This window comes from Bacteroides fragilis NCTC 9343 (assembly GCF_000025985.1).
Taxonomy (GTDB): Bacteria; Bacteroidota; Bacteroidia; order Bacteroidales; family Bacteroidaceae; genus Bacteroides; species Bacteroides fragilis.
This window is the reverse complement of sequence record NC_003228.3, coordinates 603,200-616,321: the sequence shown is the minus strand read 5'-3', so window position 1 is coordinate 616,321 and position 13,122 is coordinate 603,200. Positions and strand designations below refer to the sequence as shown.

Annotated in this window: 8 protein-coding genes; 4 read left to right on the top strand and 4 right to left on the bottom strand. The window is 44.2% G+C overall.

Annotation, left to right across the window (positions count from 1 at the left end; genetic code table 11):
- Window positions 1-49 precede the first annotated feature (49 nt).
- Both BF9343_RS02435 and BF9343_RS02430 read left to right on the top strand, forming a co-directional pair.
- Window positions 50-2,530, top strand: a complete 2,481-nt coding sequence (locus BF9343_RS02435) for an FAD-dependent oxidoreductase (RefSeq protein WP_010992082.1) — start codon at window positions 50-52, stop codon at window positions 2,528-2,530.
- A 9-nt stretch (window positions 2,531-2,539) separates the two neighbouring features.
- Complete coding sequence (locus tag BF9343_RS02430) at window positions 2,540-2,890, top strand: MarR family winged helix-turn-helix transcriptional regulator (protein WP_005784476.1); 351 nt, start codon at window positions 2,540-2,542, stop codon at window positions 2,888-2,890.
- 158 nt (window positions 2,891-3,048) lie between these two features.
- Here BF9343_RS02430 and BF9343_RS02425 read toward each other — a convergent pair whose 3' ends face one another.
- A complete protein-coding gene (locus BF9343_RS02425; protein WP_032532633.1) occupies window positions 3,049-4,347 on the bottom strand; it encodes a S28 family serine protease in 1,299 nt (432 codons plus the stop codon).
- Window positions 4,348-4,524: 177 nt separating this feature from the next.
- Here BF9343_RS02425 and BF9343_RS02420 point away from each other — a divergent pair, with 177 nt between their 5' ends.
- A complete protein-coding gene (locus BF9343_RS02420) occupies window positions 4,525-5,157 on the top strand; it encodes a DUF4136 domain-containing protein (RefSeq protein WP_005784472.1) in 633 nt (210 codons plus the stop codon).
- Between the two features lie 17 nt (window positions 5,158-5,174).
- Window positions 5,175-5,801 (top strand): porin family protein, encoded by a 627-nt coding sequence (locus BF9343_RS02415; protein ID WP_005784469.1) that lies wholly within the window; start codon window positions 5,175-5,177, stop codon window positions 5,799-5,801.
- A 123-nt stretch (window positions 5,802-5,924) separates the two neighbouring features.
- On the opposite strand, the gene BF9343_RS02410 is transcribed toward BF9343_RS02415, so the two are convergent.
- The 3 genes from BF9343_RS02410 to BF9343_RS02400 all read right to left on the bottom strand — a co-directional run bounded on the left by BF9343_RS02410 (window position 5,925) and on the right by BF9343_RS02400 (window position 12,757).
- Window positions 5,925-7,385 carry an arylsulfatase gene (locus tag BF9343_RS02410; RefSeq protein WP_005784467.1) on the bottom strand — a complete coding sequence of 487 codons (1,461 nt, stop codon included), beginning with the start codon at window positions 7,383-7,385 and terminating at the stop codon, window positions 5,925-5,927.
- 194 nt (window positions 7,386-7,579) lie between these two features.
- Complete coding sequence (locus tag BF9343_RS02405) at window positions 7,580-9,550, bottom strand: RagB/SusD family nutrient uptake outer membrane protein (RefSeq protein WP_005784466.1); 1,971 nt, start codon at window positions 9,548-9,550, stop codon at window positions 7,580-7,582.
- Window positions 9,551-9,565: 15 nt separating this feature from the next.
- Window positions 9,566-12,757, bottom strand: a complete 3,192-nt coding sequence (locus tag BF9343_RS02400) for a SusC/RagA family TonB-linked outer membrane protein (protein ID WP_010992080.1) — start codon at window positions 12,755-12,757, stop codon at window positions 9,566-9,568.
- Window positions 12,758-13,122 lie beyond the last annotated feature (365 nt).

Below are 13,122 nucleotides of genomic sequence, written 5' to 3'. Positions count from 1 at the left end.
CAAACGTTTATTTCCATAGGAAACTATTTTAAAACGAAAATATATTCAAATGAAGATTATTATTATTGGAGGCGTAGCAGGAGGAGCTACTACTGCAGCCCGTATCAGACGTTCGGACGAAACAGCGGAAATCATCTTGTTGGAAAAAGGAAAGTACATATCTTATGCCAACTGCGGACTGCCCTATTATATAGGGGACGTTATCGAAGAGCGTGAGAAACTATTCGTACAGACTCCCGAAGCTTTCGGAGTACGTTTCAGGGTAGACGTGCGTACCGAGAATGAAGTTATTTTTATCGACCGGAAGAAAAAGACAGTAACCGTCCGCCTTAAGAGTGAAGACACTTACGAGGAGAGTTATGACAAACTGTTAATATCCACCGGTGCATCTCCTGTACGCCCACCATTACCGGGCATTGACTCAACCGGCATCTTTACTTTGCGGAATGTAGCAGACACCGACCGCATTAAAGCATATGTCAACAATCGGCCTCCCCGCCGGGCTGTCGTGATCGGGGCCGGATTCATCGGACTGGAAATGGCAGAAAACCTGCACGCACTGGGAGCGCAAGTATCTATTGTCGAGATGGGCAACCAGGTGATGGCACCTATTGACTTTTCAATGGCAGCACTGGTTCATCAACATTTGATGGAGAAGGGTGTCAACTTATACCTGGAGCAAGCTGTCGCATCGTTTGAGCAAGCAGGCAAAGAAGTGAAGGTAGTCTTCAAGAACGGACAATCCATCCTGGCGGATATCGTGATTCTATCTATCGGCGTGCGCCCGGAGACAACGCTGGCAAGAGCTGCCGAACTTACGATCGGTGAAGCGGGAGGTATCGCAGTAAATGATTATTTGCAGACTTCCGACGAATCGATCTATGCCATCGGTGATGCCATTGAATTCCGCCATCCCATTACGGGCAAACCTTGGCTGAACTATCTTGCCGGACCCGCTAACCGACAGGGACGTATTGTTGCCGACAACCTGCTGGGTGCACAGATTCCTTATGAAGGAGCCATCGGTACCTCCATCGCAAAAGTATTTGACATGACAGTAGCCTCAACCGGACTTCCGGGAAAGCGGTTAAAGCAGGCGGGCATTGTATATGCATCTTCAACCACTCATCCGGCCTCGCATGCAGGATACTATCCGGACGCTATGCCGATGAGTATCAAAATAACCTTCGATCCCCAAACAGGCAAGTTGTATGGCGGTCAAATTGTGGGGTATGATGGCGTGGACAAACGAATTGACGAACTTTCTCTTGTCATCAAACACGAGGGAACGATCTATGACCTGATGAAAGTGGAGCAGGCGTATGCGCCTCCTTTCTCTTCGGCAAAGGACCCCGTAGCCATCGCCGGTTATGTAGCCGAAAACATCATCCTCGGCAGAGTAAAACCCGTATACTGGCGCGACCTGAGAGATATCGAACTGAAAGATGTGTTCCTGCTGGATGTGCGTACACCGGACGAATTTGCATTGGGTTCACTGCCCGGAGCAGTAAATATACCATTGGATGAAATACGTGACCGTATTGCTGAACTTCCTTCGAACAAGCCAATCTACACCTTCTGCGCCGTAGGGCTGAGAGGATATCTTGTTTACCGCATCCTGATCCAGCACGGTTTCAAAGAAGTATATAACCTCTCCGGCGGATTGAAGACCTATCGTGCTGCTACCGCTCCCATCATCTTGCACGAAAATGAAGAAACAGACGACACGCCTTCTGCGCAAGACAGCCCGGCGGAACCTTCTGTGGCAGCTGAGGCACCCCAAACTACAACGGCTGCAAATCCTAAGACAATCCGGGTGGATGCCTGCGGATTACAATGTCCGGGCCCGGTCCTAAAGATGAAGAAAACAATGGATACGCTTGTTCCGGGCGAGAGAGTTGAAATTGTGGCTACAGACCCGGGATTCTCGCGGGATGCTGCCGCATGGTGCAACTCTACCGGAAATAAATTTATCTCCAAGGATAGTACCGGAGGGAAATCGGTAGTAGTCATTGAGAAAGGCGAACCCCAGGCTTGTAACCTAACTACGACATGTGACAGCAAAGGTAAAACTCTGATTATGTTCAGTGACGACTTGGACAAGGCACTTGCCACTTTCGTCCTGGCCAACGGCGCAGCTGCCACCGGACAAAAAGTAACTATCTTCTTTACTTTCTGGGGGCTGAATGTGATTAAGAAATTGCATAAGCCCAAAGTGGAGAAAGACATTTTCGGCAAGATGTTTGGTACAATGCTCCCATCCAGTTCGCTGAAACTGAAACTTTCTAAAATGAGCATGGGAGGTATGGGTGGAAAGATGATGCGATACATCATGCACCGGAAAGGCATCGACTCACTGGAATCCCTACGGCAGCAGGCTCTGGAGAACGGGGTGGAGTTTATTGCTTGCCAAATGTCGATGGATGTGATGGGAGTAAAACGTGAAGAGTTGCTTGATGAAGTTACGGTAGGCGGAGTAGCCACTTATATGGAACGTGCCGATAATGCTAACATCAATCTGTTTATTTAATAAGGAAGTATGAATACAATATGTAAGATGCGCGATATCTACAAAGCACTCTCCATTTTCGAAACGGCATTTGAAGAGGTGTATGGAATATCGCTGAACGAAGCAATGGTGCTATGTGCGTTGCGCGAAGCCGGAAAGGAAATTACCTCGACTGCTATAGCCGAACGAACGGAAATGGCTCCGTCGCATACGTCGAAAGTCATCCGTGCGGTAGAAGATAAAGGACTCATCCGACGGGCATTGGGTGAAGTAGACAAACGCCAGATGTACTTCAGCCTCACAGAGGCAGGCAAGAAGCGTTTAAACGAACTGGATCTGGACAAAGTAGAGATACCGGAAATGTTAAAACCACTGATATAAGTTTGTAACATCAGAGGTCACCACAGGTTACACGGATTATCACAGATCACCCATACAGACAGTCATCCATTTGACCTTCATCTGTACAGGTTTGTGTAATCTGTGGTGAAAACACCTCTGTAACTTTTCTATTCATCTACAAAGGGGCAAGAATGGGATCACTCTTCCAACCACTTCTTTATCAATCCGATGGCTTCTTCTTTCTCTTTTTGAGGCAAAGTGCCGATACGGGCCAAATGACTTCCGTTGGGTTCCACAAAGACATGAATATTCTTTTTCCCTTTCAGCCAGGTGACACCTGCTGCCGTCCATGGATCGTTCTGCCCATAAATAAAGATCATTTTCGGATCATTGTTCTTCAGGAAATGAATTATTTTCCGACTCAGAGTCTTATCAAACTTCATATCACCGAGTTCTTCGGGAAGCATCAAACGCTTCAAGTAATCTTTACTGGTTTTAATGGTAAGGTATTTTTTGAATGGACGGATATCATACCCATAATATCCCAACTCGCGGGCAGCTTGTACAAAGAAAGAAGTATTGGCACCCTCTTCCTCAAAATAAGACGGTTCGCTGATAGCGAGTAAATGTTTAAAGAGTTCGTCATCCGAAGCTGTAACGGCAGGAATCTGATCGACCGGAGTTCCCCATTGCCAGATAGAAAACGAATATTCGAGCACCGAATAATCATAAATCTCCTCTACAGGAGCACGGAACTTATATTTCTTTCCGGCACAATACTTCTCGAAACGAGGTAACAAAGTAGGTTTACGTTTCAACACCTCCAACTGAAAATCTTCAATTTTCTTACGAGCTTCGGGAGTAGATACCATCTTTAAAAAAGGTTCGTGACGCCCGTCTTCAACTCCATAGCAAAGCGGAGCCACATATGGAACAGAGATATCCACATCCTCGGGAAAGAAAGTACGATAAAGCATTGCCGTCTGTCCTCCTTTACTGATGCCGGTGGCAATCCACTTACCGGGATAGATGGAACGGAAAGCCTCCCGTACGGCATGTAAATCTTCGGCAGAATTCTCGGCTGTCAGATATTGCCAATCTTTAGGAGTAGGAGTCGATTCAAGGAAATAGCGGTATTCCACGAATATCATATTAGTATTAAATAGTTTCGATAATTCCTCCCGGTAATTGGCTCCCAAGGCGTAAGAAGCGCCATAGCCTTCGGTAACCATCACAGTAGGACGATCAAATCCGACATGAGAAACAATAACACGCTGACTGAAAGAACCCTTCTCCGGATGACGATGATCTAACGGCTGTGTGAAATAAGCCACATATTTTTCAACAAATTCTGTAGATTCCAAGGGTTGGGTTCCGGTGATGTCGGCAATCTTACCCAATTTCTCTAATAAAGCTGTTTGGGCAGACAGAGGCAAGGATGTAACAAGCAAGACGAGCCATAAGGAAAGTGTCTGCCAGATGCGTAGGTTCTTCATATTTATTTCGGTTTTAATTTTGTACAAAGATAGATCTTTCACCAAAGCCTCCAAGTAATCATACTGCATTTTAACATTATTCTTTGCGAACCTTTTAACAAGAGTCTTGTTATTTTCTGCAAACGCCTTAAGGTACCAGGGCAAGATTTTTTTAATTAACCTAAACATTATAAAGATATGAAGAGATTAATTCCCATCTTATTGGCGGTCTTTGCATTCGCAGCCTGCGAAAAAGACCCTGACATGGACAAATTGGACAATGACTATTTGGTTTACACCAACTACGACAAGAAAGCTGACTTCAAACAATTCAGCACGTACTACATCCCTGACAGCGTTCTCGTCATCGGAGATAAAAAAGATCCGGAATACTGGAAAGGTGAAGCAGCAGAAGCTATCATCAATGCGTACAAAGAAAACCTGAATAGCAAAGGTTTTACATATACAGACAATAAAGATGCTGCCGACCTGGGTATACAGGTAAGTTACGTTCAAAGTACTTATTACTTCACCGATTACGGACAACCTGAGTGGTGGTGGAACTATCCCGGATACTGGGATGCACCTTACTGGGGTAATTGGGGCGGCTGGTATTATCCGTATGTTGTAAACTATAGCATTACAACCAACTCATTCCTTACTGAGATTATGAACCTGAAAGCTCCTGAGGGTGAAAAACAAAAACTCCCCGTTTTGTGGAGCAGCTTCCTGAGCGGACCTGCAAGCTATTCCGGTAAAGTGAACCAAACTCTGGTTGTTCGCGCAATCAATCAGTCGTTTGCACAGTCACCCTATCTCACTAACAAATAATTTAATCAAGAACCGTTATGAAAACAATGAAATATATTTCTCTTAGAGTACTGGCCATAGCGGCCCTTGCTCTGGCCTTTGCCATGCCGGCCAAGGCACAGTTATCAGATAATGGATACGCTAACGTGGACTGGCAGTTCAACGCACCACTGAAGAATCACTTTGCCGATAAAGCCAGCGGATGGGGTATGAACTTCGAAGGCGGTTACTTTGTAACTCCTAATCTCGGACTCGGACTTTTTATGAACTACAGCAGTAACCACGAATACTTCCCACGCGCAACTTTCCCTGTTGGCGAAGGAACCGTGAATACTGACCAGCAACATACCATCTTCCAGTTACCTTTTGGTGCCGCTGCACGTTATCAAATGAATCGTGGCGGAGCATGGCAACCTTATTTCGGTGTCAAGCTGGGTGCCAATTATGCGAAAGTACGTTCTAACTACAATATGTTCGAAACCCGCGATAATACTTGGGGATTCTACGTATCACCGGAAATCGGTCTTAACGTATACCCTTGGGCTTACGGTCCGGGTCTCCATATCGCCGTTTACTACAGCTATGCTACCAACAAGGCCAATGTGCTGACTTACAATGTAGACAAGCTGAACAACTTCGGCTTCAGGGTAGGTCTTGCCTTCTAAAAAGAGCAGAGGTACCTGACTATATATACAAAAGAGGCTGTTATATCACATGACAGCCTCTTCCTTTTTAAAAGCAATACATAGTATGCTTGCCTTTCATTTGACAACTTTATCAATCACTATTTATCTAAATAAAGGCCAATTGGAATCTTCTATATGGGCTTCTTTCATAATCGCTTTCAATTCATCCGCTTTCTCGGGATATTGATTCAGCACATTGTACTTCTCCGACGGATCAGAAGCCAGGTTGTATAATTCGTAATAGGGCTTATTTCCCCGTATATTCATGTGAACAAGCTTCCAGTCACCTTTGCGGACTGCCTGACGCCCATTCATCTCAAGAAATTCGAAATAAAGATATTCATGTTCTTTCTGTCCTTTACGGTTTTGTAACAGAGGAAGTATACTGACACCATCCATATTCCGGGTATCCGCTTTCGGATTCAACACTTCCCTGAAAGTGGGCATTAAGTCCCAGAATGAACACATGAAATCGGTTTCCGTACTGGGTTGTACGTGTCCGGGCCACGATATGATCATGGGTACACGGATACCACCTTCGTACACGTCACGTTTATACCCGCGCCATATGCCATTACTGTTGAAAAAGTCCGGATCGGCACCACCCTCCATATGAGGACCATTATCACTCGAAAAGATGATAATGGTATTATCGTATACTCCCATATCTTTCAACTTCTGTACAATCTGCCCTACATATACATCCAACCGATAGACCATTGCAGCAAATGTAGCGTGCGGATAGAACTGAGTACAATATCCTCCTTTACGGAAAGCAGGACTTCCGGGCTCCACTCCACGATAAGGCTTCTCGGGGTACTTCCCACGAAACTTCTTAATAATACTATCTTCAGGTACTATCAGTTCGGCATGCGGAATAATGGTAGGATACCACATAAAGAAAGGTTGATCTTTCTCCTTAGCGGCTTCATCCAGAAAAGCCAATGCTTTAGAGTGAATCAGGTCCTGCGAATAAGTACCCTTCCCATATTGCACATTGAGATTATTGTCCGGCAAATCTACCCGTTTATCGTTGTCCCACAAATGATCGGGATAATAGCTGTGTGCCAGCAACTGGCAATTATATCCGTAAAACTGATCGATTCCCTGTTTGTAAGGGTCCCCCGCGGAACCGATATAGCCAAGCCCCCATTTACCAAAGGCACCTGTACGATAACCGGCATTACGGAAATCATTGAAAATAGTCTGTGAGTTTTCCGGCAATGGGAATTGTCCTTCCGGAGCAAGCTCTTTATTTCCACGGATAGCCGTATGCCCGCTATGGGTTCCGGTTATCAGACACGAACGTGAGGGAGCACTAACCGTTGTTCCCGAATAACATTGGGTAAAACGCATTCCGTTCTGTGCCAACCGGTCGATATTAGGAGTCTCAAACTTTTCCTGCCCATAACAGCTTAAGTCTCCGTATCCCAAATCGTCAGCCAATATGAAAACGACATTCGGACGGGTTTGTTCCTTTGCTTTCTTCTGCCGGGCCAACGCCTGCTGTGTAGAAGCCATTCCCACGAGCAGTGCACTTCCGAGTAATAATTTCTGATTCATAATGTTCATTTAAAGTTTTCAAAACAAAAAGAAGAGAATGTTTCAAAAGCCTCCTTACCACAGATCACTCAGATTATAACAGACTATCCATGCGGATAACCTATATTTTACTATTTCATCCGTGTAATCTGTGGTGCCTTTGACACATTCCCTTCTTCTCAAAATTTAATTAAAAAGAACGGCTACAGATCCTTTTATTCCCATCCCGGGTTTTGTGTCAAGTTAGGATTAAGAGCTATTTCTTCTAACGGAACCTGATAGAGATAATATTTCTCCAGCCAGCCTTTTCCTTCCTTCAACGGATCGTTGAATAGATAGATATACCCTTCGGTCATCGATCCGTTCGCCCCGTCTGAAGTTCCGGTCATTTCGTTGAGCAACGTCAGTGAGCTGAGTTCCGTCTTTGAAATCCACATACCTTTCTGCTGCATATTGACGAACCAAGGAGCCATTCTCCAGCGACGTACATCATAAAAACCAAATCCTTCGCCCATCAATTCGATAATACGTTCACGACGGATTTCCCATAATACCGGATCAACGAGTATGCCGTTATCATTTCCTTTCGGATAATATTTTCCACGTTTCGGGTCAAAGTTACCATCAATCTGGGCTACTACCATATCGGCTACACCGGCACGTTTACGCAACTTGTTGATCGTCTCGTCGGCAATGGTTTGTGTAAATTGATTCGTTTCGAACATAGCCTCTGCATAGTTCAACAAGACCTCTTCAATTTTAAAGACAGGTTTGTCGGCAGTATTCACCTGGGCATTATTATAGTTTTCCTCCCAATTATCCCAGTTCTTCCATACATAATATCCCGAACGGGAAGCCACATAGGCATGCGGTCCATATTTCTTTCCTTCAATTGTGTATTGTGCGCCCCCTTGCAGGTTAGGAACACGACGTACCAATGAAGCACTCCAGTTTTGTCCCGGCAAGCGCTTCATGCCAATACCCGGATTACTGCACGACTCGTTAGCTCCCATGATATCAATATATTCGCGATCGGCAGGATCACTGGTATAAGACCATGTGGAATAATCCCCCTTACCATCTTTTACCTTATAAGGCGGCATGATGGTGTGATACATACGCGGGTCACGATTGCGGAAAGTAGCATAAATATCCTTATCTCCCTGATATTGGTCTGAATGGGAAATAGTCTTGCCATCCTTACACAAATACAAGTCTACCGTTCCCTGATGCATTTCTATATCATGTGAAGAGGTGTGTTCATAATAGCACGAATGTCCGGGTTTAATGGTTTCCAGCCACTGCTGATACAGAATGACTCCCTGTACCTTACTCAGATCCTCTGTTGTCCACATTTCACCATATCCGGCTGCCGGCTGTCCGTCGGTACCATAATATAATGTAGGATAATCCGCCATCAACAGCTTCGATACACGGATACATTCATCGAAGTATTTGTCATAACTACCCAATTCATGATATTTGCGCCAAGTTGCTTCGCGAAGTGTGAAACGTGAAAGAGCCGCACGTACACAATCACGGTTGATAGTATTCGAACCGTCCTTTTTCTCGTAAACGGACGCATCACCGATATTTTGTTCGGCCCATTGCAAGCGCTCCAGGACTTTATCAGCCACTTCCAGACGAGGCATCCGCGTTCCGTAAGCTTCTTCAGAGGTTTCGTCCAGTGGTTTATCGATCCAAGGCACATCACCGAAACGGTCTATCAACTCCATATACCAAAATGAGTGGAAGAAATATCCAACAGCTTTCCAGTGATTCTTTTCAGCTTCTGTCATATCAGAATCATCCACATGCGAAAGCATCAGGTTGATACGGCGAATGAATGTAGAGAAGTTCCATCCATTACCCGACGTAGCATTGGTCACTGTCTGAAACGCATATTTATTCTGACTGCTGGCTCCACGCTGATTCAGGTATCCGGCATACACATCACCCATATAGTGAGAGTTACGCCCGATTGCCGTTGTAGAAGTGGCGATATTCGTATTAGAGAACATTTCATAACATGGCCACATAAAGGCCTTAAAATTGTCATACGACTTGAATGCATTTTCTTCCGTCAGGCTGGTTACAGGATATTTCTCAAGGAAGCTATCGTTGCATCCCGCCAGTATCATCCCTGTAAAGAGGGTTAAAAACAATAATATCTTTTTCATATTCATGTATCAGATTAGAGTTTATAATGTGATATTTATACCGAACGAAACTGTACGGAATGCCGGATAGTTCCATTCTATTCTCTCCGGGTCGATACCCGAAGGCAAAGAGGTGAAAGTAGCTACGTTTTCAACACTGACAAACGCCTTCATTTGTGAAAGGAAGATCTGAGACAACCACTTCTTTGGTAAATTGTAAGACAAAGTGATGTTCTTAATACGGAGATAAGAAGCATCAGACAAGTATTTGTCGCTCTGACGGAGGTTTGAACCGGAATTACCTCGGTTACCATACAGACGAGGATACTTCGCATTCGGATTGACTGCGGTCCAGTCACCGTTGTCAGGATCTTTAGGCATCCAGTAATCACTCAAACCGTCAAACAACGGAATGAAGTTATCACCATTCATCGGGAAAGTCAAGACATTCGAAATCCAGTAATCACGCTTTCCTGTTCCCTGAAGGATAACATTGAGGTCGAAACCGGCATAGTTAGCTCCCAGATTGATACCATACTGATAACGCGGAGTCGTATTACCGATCACTTTACGGTCACCCGGATTGTCGAATGTATTGTCACCACTGGTAATTACATTAGTAGAACTTTCATCATCACGGAGGTTTTTGAATTTCACATCACCCGGACGTACGTTATAACCATTGATCGAGGTTATTCCCTCTTTCAGTTTCCAGGATGATGTATCTTCGAAATCGTCCACAGAATAATAACCATCGGCTATATAGCCCCATATCTCTCCCATCACCTGTCCGGGATAGAAACTGCTCAGCAACTTGGTGGTTGCATTATCATCGTATTTGGTAATTTTCGATTTATAATCCGACAAGTTGAATCCCAAACGATATCCCACCTTACCGATCTGGTCACGCCAGTTCAAGCTCAACTCCCAGCCTCGTGTACGCATATCGGCAGTATTCTGATAAGGAGCGCTTGCACCTACGACAGCCGGTAGCTGCACACCCGGAGCAAGCATGCCGTTAGTGTTACGCTGATACCATTCAAATACACCATTCAGGCGATTGTTGAATAAGTTAATATCAAGTCCGACATTGACCGTACCTACTTTCTCCCATGTAAAGTTCTGGCTTACCAAAGCCGGCAACGAGCTGATAGAGGTGACATACGTATTGTCGATAATCCAGGAAGTAGATTTATTGCTGACACTCATTGTCGGAGTGAAAGTATACGGATTCACATTCTGGTTACCGATCACACCATATGATGCGCGAATCTTCAATCCGTCCAACCAGTTACGGGTAGACTCCATAAACTTCTCCTGAGCGATCTGCCAACCGGCTGATACAGAAGGGAAGAAACCGAAACGAGAGCTCTTCGGGAATTTAGAAGAACCGTCATAACGTCCGTTCACTTCCAGCAAATATTTGTCCTGATAATTATAGTTGACTCTAAAGAATCCACCACGTACGGCATATTCACTGTATGAGTCGGTAGCCTTGATGGTGCCGGTTCCCGATCCCATGGCCGGTACGTCTATCACCGCCTGATTGTAAGAATAAGCATCCAATGTTTCCTGATAGCTCGACTCCTGGTTGAATCCTGCCATTACTTTGAAATTATGGTCACCGAATTTCTTACTATATGTAGCGTAAACGTTGATAGCGTTATAATTCGTATGCTGTTTGTACTTTCTCAGATAATCGTCTACAAATGATTTTGAACTTCCTCCCTGAATGGTAGTATAGTCATACTGTCCTGTATACCAGTGGTAATCATAGATGTTTTTATCAAATGTATATTCAAATACAGCTTCCAGTCCCTTTAGTGGTTTCAATATGGATTTCAGGAAGATACGCGGATTGTCATTATTATTGTTTACCGGATTCGACAACAAGATCTGGTTGCGTGGAATGAACAAAGGAAGATCCTCGTTTGCCAACGTATTGACTGATGCCGGCAGATCTCCTTCCGGATAATATGAAACCAAACGAGTATTATACACACCTCCCATTCCACCGGGTGAAGTCTGTAGACTATGCGCATAGCTCATAGTCACTTCCTGAGTGAACCAGTTAGTTACATCTGCCGAAATAAAGGTATTGATATTCATACGTTCAAACTTATCACGATCGGACACCAATACACCGTCATTCGAAGTATATCCACCCGAAATACGATAACGCAGTTTGTCCGTACCTCCTGAAGCGGAAATATTATGAGTCATCTGGAAACTGGTTTCCATAAAGTTCTTATAAAGATCTTTTTCATTCAAATAGTATGGTACACCGGATTCATCCATATAAATACCGTCTCCCACCGTATTGAAAGCAGAAGGGTTCTTCTGGTATTCACTCAGATATTCCATCCATTTGCTGACACTTGGCGAACCGAGCGACCAATAGGCATCTGAATATCCACAATCCAGATAAGCTTGCAGATAGTCCATCAGCGGAGCCTGTTTAGGCAGATTGACAGCTGTTCCGAAAGCAAAGTTATTGTTGTAATTCAATGAGAACTTAGCAGCACCTTTAGGGCGTTTAGTCGTAACGACAATTACACCACCGGCTGCACGTGCACCATAGATAGCTGCTGAAGCTGCATCCTTCAGTACACTGATTGACTCGATATCTTCGGGGTTTACCATATCGAGGTCACCTTCCACATTATCAATCAATACGAGTGGCTTAATGGTGTTTCCGTATGAACCGTCCGAGTTCTTGACACCCACCGAATAGGCTCCACGAATCTGGAACGACTTACTGGTTCCGGGAGCATTACCTCCATTAGATACAAACAGTCCCGGCACGGCTCCCTGAAGAGCATCAGATGCATTCAAGATAGGACGGTCACCCAGTACCTCATCCATTTTCACAGAAGATACGGCTCCGGTCAGATTCGCTTTCTTCTGCGAACCATAACCTACTACCACTACTTCTTCCAGCGCCTGGGTATCATCCATCATAACCACTTTCAGTGAGGTTTGATTAGTTATCTTAATATTTTGTGTTATGTATCCTATATACGAAATACTGATCACAGCATTAGGATGGACCGAAAGAGAGAATTTACCATTGATATCGGTAATCGTACCATTGGAAGGGTTTCCTTTTTCTAAAACAGTAGCACCAATAATAGGTTCACCGACAGCATCGGTCAGTGTACCGGTAATCTTCCTTGCTTGCTGAACAGCAGCTACAGACTGGTTCTCATAAGTCTCTAAAGACGTAGCGAACACATAGTTCGGAGAGAGCAGGCCGGCAGAAATGCCAAGTCCTATCAGAACTTAAAATGACATGAAAGGATTACTTTTCTTTTTATATTACTTTATCATTTATATTAGGTAGAAAAACAAATCAATAAAAGATTTATTTTATATTATTTTTTAGTATTGTTTATTGTATTTATAAAAAATACAGTTAACTTTGTCTTCGAAAGTTAAATCTAATACAGGTAGAAAAGTAGGATCAAGAGGGTAAACAGACACATATAGAAGTCTTCTCAATTAGTCCTATCTCACTATCTAAAAACCAATTAAATATTAATACTTATGAGAAAATGCTCTCCAATTTCCCCTAACTCCTTTCGGAAAGTTCTGATAGA

Excerpts from the sequence above, each read along its gene's own strand:
- BF9343_RS02405 (WP_005784466.1), bottom strand. The coding sequence starts at position 9,550 with ATGAATATGAAAAAGATATTATTGTTTTTAACCCTCTTTACAGGGATG.
- BF9343_RS02425 (WP_032532633.1), bottom strand. The coding sequence starts at position 4,347 with ATGAAGAACCTACGCATCTGGCAGACACTTTCCTTATGGCTCGTCTTG.
- BF9343_RS02435 (WP_010992082.1), top strand. The coding sequence starts at position 50 with ATGAAGATTATTATTATTGGAGGCGTAGCAGGAGGAGCTACTACTGCA.
- BF9343_RS02410 (WP_005784467.1), bottom strand. The coding sequence starts at position 7,385 with ATGAATCAGAAATTATTACTCGGAAGTGCACTGCTCGTGGGAATGGCT.
- BF9343_RS02420 (WP_005784472.1), top strand. The coding sequence starts at position 4,525 with ATGAAGAGATTAATTCCCATCTTATTGGCGGTCTTTGCATTCGCAGCC.
- BF9343_RS02430 (WP_005784476.1), top strand. The coding sequence starts at position 2,540 with ATGAATACAATATGTAAGATGCGCGATATCTACAAAGCACTCTCCATT.
- BF9343_RS02415 (WP_005784469.1), top strand. The coding sequence starts at position 5,175 with ATGAAAACAATGAAATATATTTCTCTTAGAGTACTGGCCATAGCGGCC.